At 42.0% G+C, this 16,372-nt stretch carries 19 protein-coding genes; all 19 read right to left on the reverse strand.

What is annotated here, in order from left to right; genetic code table 11:
* Window positions 1-23: 23 nt before the first annotated feature.
* The 19 genes from nuoK to wecB all read right to left on the reverse strand — a co-directional run bounded on the left by nuoK (window position 24) and on the right by wecB (window position 16,350).
* Entirely contained in the window at window positions 24-338 is a 315-nt protein-coding gene (nuoK, locus tag BW986_RS13170) for an NADH-quinone oxidoreductase subunit NuoK (protein WP_076368341.1), read from the reverse strand.
* Window positions 335-853, reverse strand: coding sequence for an NADH-quinone oxidoreductase subunit J (locus BW986_RS13175; RefSeq protein WP_076368342.1), 519 nt, complete (start codon window positions 851-853; stop codon window positions 335-337). Before BW986_RS13175 ends, nuoK begins: the two co-directional genes overlap by 4 nt.
* Entirely contained in the window at window positions 850-1,269 is a 420-nt protein-coding gene (gene nuoI, locus BW986_RS13180) for an NADH-quinone oxidoreductase subunit NuoI (RefSeq protein ID WP_048685828.1), read from the reverse strand. The genes BW986_RS13175 and nuoI overlap by 4 nt, the downstream gene beginning before the upstream one ends.
* 33 nt (window positions 1,270-1,302) lie before the next feature.
* Window positions 1,303-2,310, reverse strand: a complete 1,008-nt coding sequence (nuoH, locus tag BW986_RS13185; RefSeq protein WP_076368343.1) for an NADH-quinone oxidoreductase subunit NuoH — start codon at window positions 2,308-2,310, stop codon at window positions 1,303-1,305.
* The gene (locus BW986_RS13190; protein WP_076368344.1) at window positions 2,311-3,408 is read right to left on the reverse strand and encodes an NADH-quinone oxidoreductase subunit D; all 1,098 of its coding nucleotides are present in this window, start codon (window positions 3,406-3,408) and stop codon (window positions 2,311-2,313) included. It abuts the gene before it with no gap.
* Window positions 3,409-3,413: 5 nt separating this feature from the next.
* Entirely contained in the window at window positions 3,414-4,439 is a 1,026-nt protein-coding gene (locus BW986_RS13195; RefSeq protein ID WP_076368345.1) for an NADH-quinone oxidoreductase subunit C, read from the reverse strand.
* Window positions 4,440-4,916 carry a NuoB/complex I 20 kDa subunit family protein gene (locus BW986_RS13200; RefSeq protein WP_179086075.1) on the reverse strand — a complete coding sequence of 159 codons (477 nt, stop codon included), beginning with the start codon at window positions 4,914-4,916 and terminating at the stop codon, window positions 4,440-4,442.
* A gap of 26 nt (window positions 4,917-4,942) precedes the next feature.
* A complete protein-coding gene (locus BW986_RS13205) occupies window positions 4,943-5,317 on the reverse strand; it encodes an NADH-quinone oxidoreductase subunit A (protein WP_076368347.1) in 375 nt (124 codons plus the stop codon).
* A 341-nt stretch (window positions 5,318-5,658) separates the two neighbouring features.
* Window positions 5,659-6,060 (reverse strand): F0F1 ATP synthase subunit epsilon, encoded by a 402-nt coding sequence (locus BW986_RS13210; protein ID WP_076368348.1) that lies wholly within the window; start codon window positions 6,058-6,060, stop codon window positions 5,659-5,661.
* A 25-nt stretch (window positions 6,061-6,085) separates the two neighbouring features.
* A complete protein-coding gene (gene atpD, locus BW986_RS13215) occupies window positions 6,086-7,483 on the reverse strand; it encodes a F0F1 ATP synthase subunit beta (RefSeq protein WP_076368349.1) in 1,398 nt (465 codons plus the stop codon).
* 88 nt (window positions 7,484-7,571) lie between these two features.
* Window positions 7,572-8,432, reverse strand: a complete 861-nt coding sequence (locus BW986_RS13220; protein WP_076368350.1) for a F0F1 ATP synthase subunit gamma — start codon at window positions 8,430-8,432, stop codon at window positions 7,572-7,574.
* Window positions 8,433-8,469: 37 nt separating this feature from the next.
* Window positions 8,470-9,978: a F0F1 ATP synthase subunit alpha gene (gene atpA, locus BW986_RS13225; RefSeq protein WP_034315812.1), complete on the reverse strand. Its 1,509-nt coding sequence runs from the start codon at window positions 9,976-9,978 to the stop codon at window positions 8,470-8,472.
* Window positions 9,979-10,002: 24 nt separating this feature from the next.
* Window positions 10,003-10,539, reverse strand: a complete 537-nt coding sequence (locus BW986_RS13230; protein ID WP_076368351.1) for a F0F1 ATP synthase subunit delta — start codon at window positions 10,537-10,539, stop codon at window positions 10,003-10,005.
* A complete protein-coding gene (atpF, locus tag BW986_RS13235; protein WP_076368352.1) occupies window positions 10,536-11,054 on the reverse strand; it encodes a F0F1 ATP synthase subunit B in 519 nt (172 codons plus the stop codon). The genes BW986_RS13230 and atpF overlap by 4 nt, the downstream gene beginning before the upstream one ends.
* A gap of 150 nt (window positions 11,055-11,204) precedes the next feature.
* Entirely contained in the window at window positions 11,205-11,429 is a 225-nt protein-coding gene (gene atpE / locus BW986_RS13240; RefSeq protein ID WP_034315818.1) for a F0F1 ATP synthase subunit C, read from the reverse strand.
* 72 nt (window positions 11,430-11,501) lie between these two features.
* The gene (atpB, locus tag BW986_RS13245) at window positions 11,502-12,218 is read right to left on the reverse strand and encodes a F0F1 ATP synthase subunit A (RefSeq protein WP_076368353.1); all 717 of its coding nucleotides are present in this window, start codon (window positions 12,216-12,218) and stop codon (window positions 11,502-11,504) included.
* Window positions 12,219-12,240: 22 nt separating this feature from the next.
* The gene (locus tag BW986_RS13250) at window positions 12,241-12,609 is read right to left on the reverse strand and encodes an ATP synthase subunit I (RefSeq protein WP_076368354.1); all 369 of its coding nucleotides are present in this window, start codon (window positions 12,607-12,609) and stop codon (window positions 12,241-12,243) included.
* 286 nt (window positions 12,610-12,895) lie between these two features.
* Window positions 12,896-15,124: a S8 family serine peptidase gene (locus tag BW986_RS13255; RefSeq protein ID WP_076368355.1), complete on the reverse strand. Its 2,229-nt coding sequence runs from the start codon at window positions 15,122-15,124 to the stop codon at window positions 12,896-12,898.
* An 83-nt stretch (window positions 15,125-15,207) separates the two neighbouring features.
* The gene (wecB, locus tag BW986_RS13260) at window positions 15,208-16,350 is read right to left on the reverse strand and encodes a non-hydrolyzing UDP-N-acetylglucosamine 2-epimerase (RefSeq protein WP_076368356.1); all 1,143 of its coding nucleotides are present in this window, start codon (window positions 16,348-16,350) and stop codon (window positions 15,208-15,210) included.
* Between the last annotated feature and the right edge of the window lie 22 nt (window positions 16,351-16,372).

The raw sequence follows: 16,372 nt of genomic DNA on the forward strand, positions 1-16,372 counted from the left end.
CCCTTCTTCATTTATATAAACCTTCAATTCTTCATTATTTCCATTTCATCGACATTGACCGTCTTCCGATTGCGATAAAGGGACATTAGTATAGCCAGCCCTACAGCTGCCTCGGCCGCAGCAATCGTAATCGTGAATAAGGAAAAAACTTGGCCCGTAATGGATGGCGTTACCCCGAATTTACTGAAGGCAACTAAATTGATATTCGCAGCGTTCAGCATCAGCTCGATTGAAATCAAAACAATGACCGTATTTCTTTTCGTCAAGGCACCATACAGCCCTATACAAAATAATACGAGTGCCAAAACAAGGTAAGCAGACAAGGGAACTCCCGTCATGAACGATCTCCCTCCTCATCATCTTTTTTTGCCAATACTATGGCACCGACTAAAGCAACAAGCAGGAGTACCGACATCACTTCAAATGGAATCACATATTTCGAAAAAAGTTCGATTCCTATTTGCTTTGTATTTTCCTCATGCAAGGCCGTTGGCTGTACAGGTATATCCAGATTATAAATCCCCAGATAAACCGCTACGGCGAAGCCAGCAATCGCTGCGAGCAAGGAGAATTTCCCCCAGCCCCCTTTAGCGGGTGCATCATTTTCCTGGTGTTTTGTCAGCATAATCCCAAATAGCATCACGATCGTGATCGCCCCTGAATAAATAAGGATTTGGACAATGGCGACAAACTCGGCCGAAAGCAACATATAAATGCCTGCAATACCCAAGAAAGTAAAAACAAGTGCAATTACCATGTGCACCACTTTTGTTAACGTAATCAGCAGCACCCCGCCTAATATCGCGACGAGTGCCAAACCAATAAAGGCAATTAATTCACCCGACAAACTCATACTTTATTCACCTTCCGGATATTTTCATCATTTTCATCCAGCCATTCCAGATTTTTAAATAGATGATCACGGCTATACTCCGCCAGCTCGAATTGATTCGTCATAACGATCGCTTCTGTAGGGCAGACCTCCGTACATAAATCACATAAAATGCAAATCTCGAAATTGATGTCATACGTATCGATGATTTTCCCTTTTTTCGATGGATCCGGATGTTTCTTACCAGTTAATTGAATACAATCCGTTGGACAAATCGTCACGCATTGATTGCATACAATACACTTTTCGGGATAGAATTTTTGGATTCCGCGGAATCGGTCAGGGAGCGGAAGCGGCTCATTCGGGTAGTCATAGGTCACTTTTTTCCTCGTCAAGTTCTTTAATGTATAGGTTAAACCTTTTGCTAAACCAAGCATATAAATCCCTCGCTTTCCGACCAGCTTAAGTTTCTAAAAAAGGTTAATCAATTCTTTTATTAGTGCCGTCAAAAATATATTTGCTAATGCAACCGGAAGCAGCACTTTCCATCCGAATTCCATCAATTGGTCGGCCCTTATACGAGGAAAGGTTACACGAATCCAGACCAATACATAGAATACGGCACTGAACTTCAGACCGAACCAGATGGCAGACGGAATAAAATCCAAAAACGGAATAGAATTCCATCCTCCTAGAAATAATACAGTGGTTAACGTTGCCATTGCAAACATATACACATATTCGGATAACATAAAGAAAGCCCATCGAAATCCAGAGTATTCAACATGATAGCCTGCAACAAGTTCGGATTCCGCTTCCGGAAGGTCAAAAGGAACCCTGTTCAACTCGGCAACCGCTGCAATAAAAAACACGATAAACGCAATCGGTTGAAGAAAAATGAACCAAACCTTTTCCTGGGCTGCAACTATATCATTCAAGTTTAAACTGCCTGTTAGGAGGACGATTCCCACTAGCGACATCACCAATGGGATCTCATAAGATATCATTTGCGCGGCTGCCCTCATTCCGCCAATCAAAGAATATTTATTATTGGATGCCCAACCCGCAGTGACGATGCCGATGGTCGATATGCCGGAAATCGCAATATAATAAAGCAGCCCGACACCTATATCTGCAAATTGGAAGGCATCGGTGAACGGCAAGGTGGCAAGGACCATGAAAGCAGGAGCAAAAGCAATTACCGGAGCTAAAATATATAACGGCTTATCCGCTTTTTTGGGTATCGTATCTTCCTTGATCAGAAGTTTCAAAACGTCAGCAACGGTCTGCAAGAGACCCCATTTCCCCCCAATTTGGTTTGGGCCGACACGCATTTGCATGAACCCCATGATTTTTCGCTCTGAAAGGATTCCATAGGTTACAAAACCTAATACGACGAACAGGAGCAGGACTGCCAAACCAAAAAAAATGCCAAAATTCAGTAGACCTGGAGCGGAGTGGAGAAGATCCTTGATCATTTATCCATCAACCTCCCCTAAAACGATATCGATTGCACCTAATATCGTTATCAAGTTCGCCATATTTTCCCCTTCCAATAATTTCGGAAGAATTTGCAGATTATAAAATGAAGGTCTGCGAAATTTCAAACGGTATGGCTCCTTTTTCCCTTCACTCGCGATATAGCAGCCTATTTCCCCTCTTGGTGATTCAATTCGGACAAATGCTTCACCCTTAGGAACCTTTATTATTTTAGGGACCTTAGCAAGGATCGGCCCTTCTGGAAATTGCTCAACCGCCTGCTCGATGATTTTCAGTGATTGTTCGATTTCTTCCATCCTACAGTGATAGCGTGAAAAGGCATCACCCTCTTCCCTTGTAGGAACATCAAATGTGAACCTGTCGTAAATGGAATATGGCTCATTTTTTCGTAAATCCCATTTCACACCTGTACACCTTAAATTGGCACCGCTAAGCGAATACTGCAGGGCTTCTTCCTTCGTATAGATGCCCACCCCTTTAACCCGATTAACAAAGATTTCATTCCCTGTCACAAGCTCATGGTAACCGGCAAGCTGCTCCCTCATATAAGGGACAAACTCGGCAACCTTCGAAATCCAGTCTTCAGGAGCATCCCATTTCACGCCTCCGACACGCATATAATTGAATGTAAGGCGTGCCCCTGACAATTCAGTCAATAAATTAACGATCATTTCACGTTCTCGAAATGCGTATAGGAAAGGGCTCGTCGCACCTATATCCAGCAAGTATGTGCCCCACCAGACAAGGTGGCTTGCCACTCGGCCCAATTCCATTGCGATAACCCGCAAATATTCTGCCCTTTCGGGGATCTCCACCCCCATCATTGTCTCAACAGCATGGCAAAGCACATAATTATTTGTCATTGCCGCAAGATAATCGAGCCGATCGGTATATGGGATTATTTGTGTATATTGCAGATTTTCCGCTAGTTTTTCCGTACCGCGATGCAAATACCCAATGACAGGTGTTGCCTCTTTTATAATTTCACCGTCAATCTTGATGACAAGCCGAAAAACACCATGTGTACTCGGATGCTGCGGCCCGACATTGAGAAGCATTTCTTCCGTCCTTAACATTGGGTTTACACCTCCACATCATAAGGCTGATAATCTTTTCTAAGGGGATACCCTTTCCAATCTTCACCAAGTAAAATCCGCTTTAAATCAGGGTGTTCATAAAAGTTAATACCTAATAAATCATACGCTTCACATTCTGGCCAATTTGCTCCTGACCATAATGGGACCAATGATGGAATAACGGGAGAATCCCTATCAAGTTTCACCTTCAAGGCAACTGATTGGTTCATTTTGAATGAATGTAAGTGTACATAGATTTCCATATGGGTTTCAAAGTCCGTACCATGAAGTTCCGATAAATATGAAAAGTTAAGCTGTTCATCGTACCGCAGATATTTTGCTATTGAGAAATATGTATCCGGATTAGCCAATAAAGTGGGTACATCTTTTGATAATCTATTAATATAGTGCTCTAATAATGCCCCTTGTCCTACATGGCTCTCAATAGCAGAAACAATTTGATCGAGTTTTGACTGATTTGGGGAAAGTTCGCTAGGGGTGTTAACTTCCTCGCTTTCCTTTACAGTCCTGTTCTTCGCAGCCGCTGCCGCTGCCTTCGCCTTGGCTGCGGCTGCCGCTTTTTGCTTCGCTATGTCCATTTCGCCTTCCGGCTTTTCCGCCGCTTCTTCTTTCGCCCGTTTTCGGGCCAATGCGGCTGCTTTCGCCTTGGCTGCGGCCTCCGCTTTTTGTTTTGCTATGTCCATTTCGCCTTCCGGCTTTTCCGCCGCTTCTTCTTTCGCCCGTTTTCGGGCCAATGCGGCTGCTTTCGCCTTGGCTGCGGCCTCCGCTTTTTGTTTTGCTATGTCCATTTCGCCTTCCGGCTTTTCCGCACTTTCAGCTTTCGCCTGTTTTCGGGCCAATGCTTCAGCCTTCGCCTTGGCTGCGGCCTCCGCTTTTTGCTTCGCTAAGTCCATTTCGCCTTCCGGCTTTTCCGCACTTTCAGCTTTCGCCTGTTTTCGGGCCAATGCTTCAGCCTTCGCCTTGGCTGCGGCCTCCGCTTTTTGTTTCGCTAAGTCCTCCTTTTCACTCATCTATATCACCCGCTTTCCGGTTTTCGCCTCGTAACGGATTTTTTCTTTTAATTTATTGATCCCATAAATAAGTGCAGCTGGGTTTGGGGGACAACCCGGTATATATACATCGACAGGTACAATTTGATCTACCCCCTTGACCACTGAGTAAGAGTGAACATAAGGCCCACCAGCAGTTGCACAGGACCCCATTGCAATAACCCATTTCGGTTCTGGCATTTGTTCGTATAATCTACTTATTATTGGAGCCATTTTTTTTGTTACCGTTCCTGAGACAATCATGACATCCGATTGTCTGGGTGATGTCCGAAAAAATGAACCAAATCGGTCCAAATCATAATGAGAGGATCCGACGCCCATCATTTCAATTGCACAACATGCCAAACCGAAAGTCATTGGCCAGAGTGAGTTACTTCTAGCCCAGCCTTTTATTTGCTCAAGTGTGGATAAAAAGATGCTATGCCGTATTTCTTCCATTTCTTTAGGGGTAAGTTCATCCAACTTCAATTCCACTTTAACACCTTCTTTTTCCAAGCGTAAATTAGCCCAAGCATTAGAATCAGAACAAAAAACAGCATTTCAATCAATGCAAACAGTCCGAGTTCATCATAGGCAACCGCCCATGGGTAAAGAAAAACCGTTTCTACATCAAATATGACGAACATCAATCCGAATAAATAATACCTGACATTGAATTGAACCCTTGAATCCTGAAAAGGCTCGATTCCACTTTCATAAGTCGTATATTTCATATCTGTCGGTTTATAAGGCCTGAGCAGTCTACCAAGAAATAAAGCGATCACAGGTAATAAAATGCCGAGACAAAGGAAAACAAATACAATTAAATAATTATTTTGGTAAATATGCAGCTGTCCCATGTTCATCTCCCTTTATGGATAAATCATGTTAAATGGGTACAATTCAAATTTGCTTGTCTTCTTTTTGGATACCGTTTTAAATATTATGCAGGGTGACATTCTTTTAGAAGCAACGTGATAGGAGGGGGTATGAAGCAATAAATGTAAGCGTATACATTATAACATTAGGATAAAATCATGTCGATGAGTTAAGGTTTAAAATGGAAAATACTTTAATCTATAATTCGACCTTTTTTTCCTAATTCCGATATTGAATGTCAAAAATCCTCAAAAATCTTCAGGATCAAAAAACACCTGATCTTACCACGAAGGGTTTGATCAGGTGTTTTCATAAATTAAAGTTATCGCATTTCTGCAATTTGGATTCGGTTGATGGCACGTTTAAGCGCTAAATCAGCTCTTTTGGCATCATTTGATCCATCATTGTTCTGCAATCTTTGTTCAGCACGGGCTTTTGCTGCTTGAGCACGTGCAAGATCGATAGTTTCAGCTCTTTCAGCAGATTGAGCCAAAATGGTTACCACATCAGGGCGAACTTCCAAGAAGCCACCATTTACAGCTACATAGTCTGTGTTGCTTCCATTTTTAAGACGGACAGCACCGATGGCAAGAGGAGCTACAGTTGGAACGTGTCCAGCCATAATTCCTAGCTCACCGCTTTTAGCTTTAGTGCTTACCATTTCAACTTCTGCATCATATACTGGGCCATCGGGAGTAACAACATTGACTTTAATGGTCTTCATTTCATTCCCTCCTAGGTCCCTTTAATTAAGCCATTTCTTTTGCTTTAGCAACAACTTCTTCGATGCGGCCAACTAGACGGAAAGCATCTTCAGGAAGTTCGTCATATTTTCCAGCTAGGATATCTTTGAATCCTTGGACTGTTTCTTTAACTGGTACATAAGATCCTTTTTGACCAGTAAATTGTTCAGCCACGTGGAAGTTTTGTGACAAGAAGTTTTGAATTCTACGAGCACGGGCAACGATTACTTTTTCGTCTTCGCTTAACTCGTCCATACCCAAGATCGCAATGATATCTTGAAGTTCTTTATATTTCTGTAAAGTTGATTGAACTTGACGGGCTACACTATAGTGCTCAGCGCCAACGATTTCTGGGCTAAGAGCACGAGAAGAAGAAGCCAATGGATCAACTGCTGGGTAGATACCCATTTCAGAAAGCTTACGCTCAAGGTTAGTTGTTGCATCCAAGTGAGCGAAAGTTGTAGCTGGAGCCGGATCCGTATAGTCATCGGCAGGTACATAAATCGCTTGAATAGATGTAACAGAACCTTTATTCGTTGAAGTGATACGTTCTTGTAATTGACCCATTTCTGTAGCAAGAGTTGGTTGGTAACCTACCGCTGAAGGCATACGGCCTAGAAGGGCAGAAACCTCAGAACCTGCTTGAGTGAAACGGAAGATGTTATCGATGAAGAAAAGAACGTCTTGTCCTTGTTCGTCACGGAAATATTCAGCCATTGTCAAACCACTTAGAGCTACACGCATACGTGCACCTGGTGGCTCATTCATTTGTCCGAATACCATCGCTGTTTTCTTAATAACACCAGAATCAGTCATCTCGTAGAAAAGGTCATTTCCTTCACGAGTACGCTCACCTACACCAGCGAATACAGAGATACCGCCGTGCTCTTGTGCGATGTTATTAATAAGTTCTTGGATAAGTACAGTTTTACCTACACCGGCACCACCGAAGAGACCGATTTTACCACCTTTGATGTAAGGTGCAAGTAAATCTACTACTTTAATACCAGTTTCAAGAATTTCAACTGTTGTTGATAAGTCCTCAAAAGTTGGTGCTTGTCTGTGAATTGGATCACGACGCACCTCTGCTGTAAGTGGTTCAAATAGGTCAATGTTTTCCCCTAATACGTTGAAAACGCGGCCTAGAGTTACTTCACCTACAGGAACGGAAATTGGAGCTCCTGTATCAACAGTCTCTGCACCACGAGTTAAACCATCAGTGGAAGACATTGCTACAGTACGAACTGTATTATCACCTAGTTGAAGGGCTACTTCAAGAGTTAGTCCTGTACCAGACGCTGTATTTTCGATTCTTAACGCGTTATAGATCTTAGGAAGTTGTCCGTCTTCGAATTTCACGTCAACAACCGGACCCATAACTTGAGTAACGCGTCCTATATTCATCGTTTTCCCTCCTAACGTTGCTTATAACGACTATCGAGATTATGGAACGGCCAAGCTTCGTCCGGGCCGACCGTCCACTTTTATGATTTTATTCTAAAGCTGCTGCACCGCCAACAATTTCCGTGATTTCTTGAGTAATTGCGGCTTGACGTGCACGGTTATATTGCAATGAAAGCGAGTCGATCAATTCTTTCGCATTATCGGTTGCATTTTTCATTGCAGTCATACGTGCAGAGTGCTCACTTGCTTTACCATCTAACAAAGCACCATAAATTAAACTTTCTGCGTACTGAGGTAGTAACACCTCAAGAATTTCTTCTGCATTCGGTTCAAATTCATAAGAAGTCAATGCTGCATTGGAAGTATTAAAGTCAGCTAAAGGAAGGACTTGCGTTTCCGTTACATCCTGCTGGATTGGGCTGACATAATGGTTATAGTACATATATAGCTCATCACACAGTTCATTTAAATACAAATTCACTGTTGATTTAGCAAGGGAGCTAATGTCAGCGAAAGACGGCTGATCAGGAACCCCAGTTACTTCAAGCTCTACGTGCATATTACGGCTGACAAAGAAATCACGGCCAACCCTTCCGATTGCGATAATGACGAACTCATCATTGGATTTATGGCGTTCAAGAATAGTTTTATGAACGTGGCGAAGGATGCTACTGTTGTATGCTCCTGCCAATCCGCGGTCCGATGTGATTACCAGGTAACCGGTTTTCTTCACTGGACGTGAGACAAGCATTGGATGGGATGCACCCGTACTTCCGTTCGCAATACTTGATACTACTTCTTGAATTTTATCCATATATGGAACATATGCCTTAGCATTAGCTTCAGCACGGTTCATTTTAGAAGCAGATACCATCTGCATCGCTTTTGTAATTTGACTCGTCTTTTTCGTTGAAGTAATCCGAGACTTAATATCGCGTAAAGAGGCCATTCATTCTCACCACCCTTTATAAATTAGTTAGACCTTATTATTCAGAAATAACGAAGTTCTTTTTGAACTCGTTAATTGCAGCAACGATAGCAGCGTCTTCAGGAAGACCTTTAGTTGTGCGAATGTGATCTAATAATTCTGGATGAGAACGATCTAGGAACACATAGTATTCTTCTTCAAAACGAAGGATATCCGATACTGGAATATCATCTAGATGACCTTTAGTCAATGCATAGAAAATCATGACTTGTTTTTCAACTTTAATTGGTTTATTTAGATCTTGCTTAAGAACTTCAACTGTACGAGCACCACGGTTAAGTTTTGCTTGAGTAGCAGCATCAAGATCAGAACCGAATTGAGAGAATGCTTCCAATTCACGATAAGAAGCCAAGTCCAGACGTAATGTACCAGCAACTTTTTTCATCGCTTTAATTTGTGCAGATCCACCAACACGGGATACGGAAAGACCAGCGTTAATCGCAGGACGTACACCTGAGAAGAACAAATCAGATTGTAAGAAGATTTGTCCATCTGTGATGGAAATAACGTTTGTTGGAATGTAAGCAGAGATATCGCCTGCTTGTGTTTCAACAAATGGAAGCGCAGTAATTGAACCGGCACCTAGAGTGTCATTCAATTTAGCTGCACGCTCAAGTAAGCGGGAGTGCAAGTAGAATACATCCCCAGGGAATGCTTCACGACCTGGAGGACGGCGAAGAAGCAAGGAAAGTTCACGGTATGCTGATGCTTGTTTAGAAAGATCATCATATACCACTAAAACGTGCTTGCCAGCGAACATGAACTCTTCACCCATAGTCACACCAGCATATGGAGCTAGGTATAAAAGTGGTGCTGGTTGAGAAGCTGATGCAGATACAACGATTGTGTAATCTAGTGCACCATTTTTACGTAGTGTCTCAACTGTTCCACGAACTGTTGATTCTTTTTGACCAATAGCAACATAAATACAGATCATGTCTTGGTCAGCTTGGTTAAGGATTGTATCGATTGCAACGGATGTTTTACCAGTTTGACGGTCACCGATGATTAACTCACGTTGTCCGCGTCCGATTGGTACTAGAGCATCGATTGCCTTAATCCCTGTTTGTAATGGCTCATGAACAGATTTACGGTCCATAACGCCTGTAGCAGGACTTTCGATTGGACGAGTTTTTGTTGTAGCGATTGGACCAAGACCATCTAATGGTTGTCCTAGCGGATTCACGACACGTCCGATTAATTCTTCTCCAACTGGCACTTCCATGATACGGCCAGTACGGCGTACTTCACTGCCTTCTTGAATGTCTCTGAATGGTCCAAGAATAACAACACCTACGTTATTTTGCTCAAGGTTTTGTGCCAATCCCATTGAACCATTAGAAAATTCTAAGAGCTCCCCAGCCATTGCATTATCTAAACCATGAACGCGAGCGATACCATCACCAACAGTGATTACTGTACCTACATCGCTTACTTTAATTTCCGACTGATAGTTTTCAATCTGCTTTTTAATCAGCGCACTGATTTCTTCAGCTTTGATGCTCATGAATTTCACCCCTATCTGTGAATATTAACCTAATAGTTGTTTGCTAAGGCGATCAAGCTTCCCGCTTATCGTTCCGTCATAAATACGGTTACCGATTTGAAGTTTGATTCCGCCAATAATACTGCTATCCGTAACATTAGTGATACGCAAATTACGTTTGCCGATTTTTGCAGCAAAAGCTGAAGACACAGCTTCCGCTTCAGCTTCAGTTAAAGGATTAACTGTATAAACAGTCGCGTCCGCAACTGAATTTTCTTCATTCGCAAGTTCAATGAACTCTTGTGCCATAGCGGTCACTTCATCTGTACGATGACGCTCCACCATTAACATTACAGTATTTTGAACGGAAGACGAAAGACTTGCAAATGCATTTGCAAGCAATGTATTTTTTGCATCGCTAGTCATTTTAGGATGAGCCAAGAAGTTCAATAGCTCTTTATCATTTGTGAAAACTTCATTCACTATGCGAAGCTCTTCTTCAAGTTGGTTAATGAGATTTTGCTCTTTCGCAATTTGGAAAAGAGCTACAGCATAACGTCCTGCTACAGTTATATCGCTCATTTACCTTCTCCTGCCTCTTGAATATATTCATTGATTAGTTTTTCTTGATCAGCTGATGAAAGTTCTTTCTCAATCACCTTAGAGGCGATCATGACAGATAATGAAGCTACTTGCTCGCGTAAGGCGGCAACTGCTTTTTCTCTCTCTTGAACGATTTCACGTTTTGCTGATTCTTTAACACGTTCAGCCTCTGCACGCGCTTGTTTAATAATATCTTCGCGTTGTGCTTCGCCTTGTTGCTTAGCATTCTCTATAAGTTGTCCCGCTTCAGTGCGAGATTGTTTTACGATTTCACGCTGTTCTTCTAAATATTTCAGTGCTTCTTTTCTACTAACTTCAGCTGCTTCAATTTCATTTGCAACATGCTCTTCACGTTCTTTCATGATGCCCATTAGCGGACCCCATGCAAACTTCTTAAGCAACGCTAACAAAATAATAAAGATTACAAGCTGGTATATGATATCCCCACCATTAAAGTGGGCTGCTTGACCAAGAACAAAATTGCTTGTTAACACGCTCGGTTCACTCCCTTCATGAGATTCACTATTGAAGTTCTGTATTTTCGATTGACAGTATCACTGTCATAAATGTTCACTTTAACACAGAGCAATGGCGAAGGGTCTCCTTGGATCATCTTCGCCATTATTGAACTTTTTCAAGTTATCTTATTTACCCATTACAATAAACGCGATAACTACAGCGATGATTGGAAGTGCCTCAACTAACGCAATACCAACGAACATTGTAGTTTGAAGCATACCACGAGCTTCTGGCTGACGAGCCATTCCTTCGATTGTACGCCCAACGATAAGACCATTACCAATACCCGCACCTAGTGCACCTAATCCAACTGCGATAGCAGCAGCTATAAGACCTAAAGAACCTGTCATGATAAATTTCCTCCTTGAAATGTTGTTTTATTTTTTCATCAATATAATGTTCAATATGAACAATATTTATAATTAATGGTCGTCACTTACTTTATGGGAAAGATAAACCATCGTTAACATAGTAAAGATAAAAGCTTGAATGGAGCCGACAAAGATACTAAATCCTTCCCAAGCTAACATCGGTAATGCAGCAGTGGCTGCACCCACAACACCACTTGTTCCTAGTCCAGCAAGTAAAGTTAATAGTAACTCACCCGCATAAATATTCCCGTAAAGCCGCAATCCTAGAGTTAACGTATTAGCGAACTCCTCAATAATCTTTAACGGAAACAAGAAACCCATTGGTTGGACATAAGTTTTGGCATAATTTTTCATGCCTCTCATCTTGATACCATAATAATGAGTTAAACCCATTACCATAACTGCCAAGGTTAAAGTTATTGCTGGATCTGATGTAGGTGATTTCCACCAAAGTTCATGTCCTATTACAATCGAGAACGGCAATCCTAACATGTTTGAAACAAATACGTACAATATTAATGTCATTCCCAACATAAGGAACTGACCACCCGTACGCCAATCCATATTGCTGTTGATGATGTTTTTCACAAAATCCATAACCCATTCGATAAAGTTTTGGATTCCTGTTGGCTTCATCGCAAGTTTTCGAGTTGCCGCTACAGCAATAATGAAGACAATGAGACTTGCGATAGTCATCATAAGAACGTTAGCCAAGTTGAAATGTATTCCAGTATCCATAAATTCCCACATAGGAGCTTCATGATTCAACAGTATTCACCTCTCTTCTTTACTACCTACGTATGTTTTGCATAAAATAATCTATCATAATGACAAAGTAAACTGTCATTAATCCCACTACCACGAAGACCACTTGAAACTCGTCAGGATATCTCAATGCAATAATTGCAGCTAAACCCGCTACAGACATTCTAGTTAAACTGCCAAGGGAGCGCGTTTTCTTCCCTTCGGCAACCTCTTGGGCGAACTTTTTGTTCTTTTTGACCATTGACCAGAATATGAATAGGCTGAAGGCAGTTCCAAGCAATAATCCTTGGAAGACTGAATCATGTGAAGTGAAGCCCACTCCGAGTACATAAATACCCATTAAATACAACATGTATTTTAGCTGCCTATTGAACATTTTTTCCAATTCTAGCATTTTGTCATGTAATCTCCCTAGAAATATTGTAGTATCTGTGTTTAGCTAGGGATTTTTTTCCGTAACAAGTCCAAATAGAAGGTCAAAAACCATCTTCTATTTAACACGTTATTAACGTATGAAACCCCTCTCATTTTACATCCTTAGTTAGCATACAATAGGCAAGAATCAATGTCAATGAGTGGTTAGTGAAATTTGTCACAGGTTTGTAATTATTAACGAATTGTTCACAAATTATCTTTTTTATACTATTGACATCCATTTTATTTTACTTATTATCCTCTATTCACTCAATAAGTAACGTCTTTTCTATCCGATCTTCCCTTCCACCCTTTCTCGCAAAGATTATCGCTTTATACAATCCTTTCGGCGGCAAGTTCTTTTTCAATACATCTTTTTTGATCAAACCGGAAGGTGCCGATCTGGACCAATCCAAATATCCAGCGAATTTCAAGCTATCTTCCTCATAAAGGGCAATACCGAATTCTTCAGCCCCGCGCGGAAGGTACATTTCGTATCGATAAGTTCCTTTCTGGTCCCCTTGGCCAAAATCAAATCCCATTATCCTTGGGTAATCAGGCTCTTCTTTTACATATAAATAAGGAAGGGATATTCTTTTGGTTCCTTCCATTATAATGAGATATCCATCAAAGACTCCTTTTCTAAGCTTGGCTGGGTTGACCTGCAGCCCCACTTTTATCCGTTTCTTTTCCTTCGGATTCAAAGTAAGGGATTTCGGCAATTCCCAAGTAAGTCCCGTCTCTTTCAATGGAACCATGAAGGAGTACTTCCTCAATTCCGTTCCGGTATTTTCTATGACTATCGTTTCATGATGCTCTTCAATTCCTTCTTTTTTCGTATACATCCCAAAGGACAATGAGCTTGGACTCAAGAGCGTATCCGCTTTTAATGCTTCGTCGACCTGGATGCGTCCAGCCCCCTGTTCATATGTGTGATACAATTGATTTGCAGATTTCCTCAATGGCTTGGAAGTGCTCATCAATGCAGATTTCACTTGCTCTGGATTCCATTCGGGGTGTTTTTGCAGGATTAATGCACATGCTCCTGCAACATGCGGTGCGGACATACTTGTTCCATCCAGGGACATATATCCTTTAGGGATGGTACTTTCAATTTCCACTCCTGGCGCCAAAACGTCAGGCTTTATTCCCCATGATACGGTTACCGGTCCCCTGGAGCTAAAATCTGCGAGCTTATCCTGCTCGTTCTTATAAACAAATTGAACGGTTTTGCTCTGCCCTTGCTCCACGATTCGCTTTAGCTGCAATCCATCTCTTCTATTAATAGAAGCAGCTGGGATGTTCATTTCTTTTTCCAAGCTTCCAGTAAAGGTCCCGCTCGTATTATTATAAACAATTACCCCCTTTGCACCTGCCTTCTCTGCATTGGATACTTTCTGCTGGAAGGTAAGTGTGCCACGTTCCATCAACACAATCTTATCCCGAACATGTTTCAGGTCCTTTTCATTACCCAAACCCCCATATATGACATCCTCGGAAAACGTCAGGTTCCATTTTTTTGAGCCTTGAAACAAGGTTAAATGCGATTGATGCTTTTTCGATCCAAGTCCGTAAATCATATACGGAATCCTTAAGGGAGGAGTCGATGCCCCAACGGAAATCGCTTTTTCCGCTGTTCCGGGTGAGCCTACGGTCCATACAGCCGGACCGGAATTCCCGTTTGATGTCACGGCAACGATGCCGCTTTCCACAGCCTTATTCAATGCAAGAGAGATAGGTAGATCAGGGCCATTGACGTTATTGCCAAGAGAGAGGTTCAATACATCCACCTTATCCTTCATTGCTGACTCAATAGCCATCAAGACTTGGTCTGTATCTCCTGCACCACCTGGTCCCAAAGCTCGATATGCATATATCTCCGCTTCTGGTGCGACGCCTTTCATTTTTCCATTGGCTGCAATGATGCCTGCCACATGAGTCCCATGTAATGTATCCAGGTCGCCTTGATTTTTGGTTTCCATCGGATCTTCATCACCATCAACCAGATCCTTCCCTCCTTTATAAGCACGTTGCAAATCTGGATGTGTATAATCGATGCCAGTATCTATGATTCCTACTTTTACCCCTTTCCCGGTGATCCGGTGATTCTCCTTATCAAAGAAACCCCTGACCCTGACTCCTCCTATGTATGGGACACTTTTATCCAACACTGCTTGATAAACGGATACTTCCGTTACAGCCTGAATTTCATCCTCCTTTTTAAGTTGATCTATCTCATTCATTTTGCCATGAACGGAAAATCCATTCAGGGCAACTGAATAAACATTCCGTAATTCAAGGGATGGATATTTGCCAAGTAGTTTTTCGACTTTTTTTCGTTGAAACACCTTATCCATCGTGACAACAACCGTTACTTCCTTAGATTCAGATAGTTTTGGTAAAGGCGGCAGAATGACCGATGCCACTCCCTTTTCATTTTGATAAATAAATATAAAAAGGAAAACAAACACTATGAACGTTTTCTTTCCCAACATAATCATCCCCTTAGCAGTTATCTTTTCTCAACAACCTTGGAGTATGCAAATAAAAAAAGGAAAAGCGCATGGCTTTTCCTTTTTTATGAGTCAAATCTAGCTGGTGGCATGTCTGCTTGCTTAAAATAGTAACGGATGGCTTCAGCGATGCGGACCGAAGCATTTCCATCCCCATATGGATTTGAAGCTTTGGACATTTTTTCGTGCACCTCTTGATCGGTGAGCAATTCATGTGCCAAATTATATATGTTTTGTTCATCAGTACCCGCCAATCTTAAGGTTCCAGCAGCAATCCCCTCAGGACGTTCGGTCGTATCCCTTAAAACCAGGACAGGTACACCGAGTGAAGGTGCCTCTTCCTGGATTCCTCCAGAATCAGTCAAAATCAGATAGGCTCGTGAAGCGAAGTTATGGAAATCCAATACATCCAGCGGTTCGATCAAATGAACCCGCGGATCGCCCCCGAGAATTTCGTTTGCCAATTCCTGAACAAGCGGATTTAAATGGACTGGATATACCACTTGAACGTCATCATGCTCAGCAATGATTTTCTTTACGGCCCTGAAGATATTCCTCATGGGTTCGCCAAGGTTTTCCCTGCGATGGGCTGTAAGTAAAATGAGCCTGTCTTCTCCAAGTCCATTTAAAACCGGATGGTAATACGTGGAACGTACAGTAGTTTTTAAAGCATCGGTTGCCGTATTTCCCGTCACGAAGATATTATCCTTCTTGTTTTCGTTCAGAAGATTCTCCTCCGCTTTCGAAGTCGGCGCAAAATGCAAATCTGCCATGGTACCTGTAAGCTGCCGATTCATCTCTTCAGGATAGGGGGAATACTTATTCCATGTACGCAGCCCCGCTTCAACATGCCCAATGACAATTTGATTATAAAAAGCTGCCAGACTTGCGACGAACGTTGTGGTTGTATCACCGTGTACAAGAACAATATCAGGTTTAGCTTCCTTCATTACTGAATCAAGTCCATTTAATGCTCTTGTTGTAATGTCAGCAAGCGTTTGCCTTTCCTTCATTATGTCCAAGTCATAGTCCGGCTGTATGGAAAATAGTTCGAGAACTTGATCTAACATTTGCCGATGCTGAGCCGTAACAGCAACGATCGGCTTGAAATATTCTGGGTGTTTTTGAAATTCGAGTACTAAGGGAGCCATTTTGACAGCTTCTGGTCTCGTCCCGAAAATGGTCATGACTTTTATCGGTTTATTCATTCGTGACACCTCAGTTTCTTTC

It is taken from the genome of Peribacillus simplex (assembly GCF_900156045.1).
GTDB lineage: Bacteria > Bacillota > Bacilli > Bacillales > DSM-1321 > Peribacillus > Peribacillus simplex_D.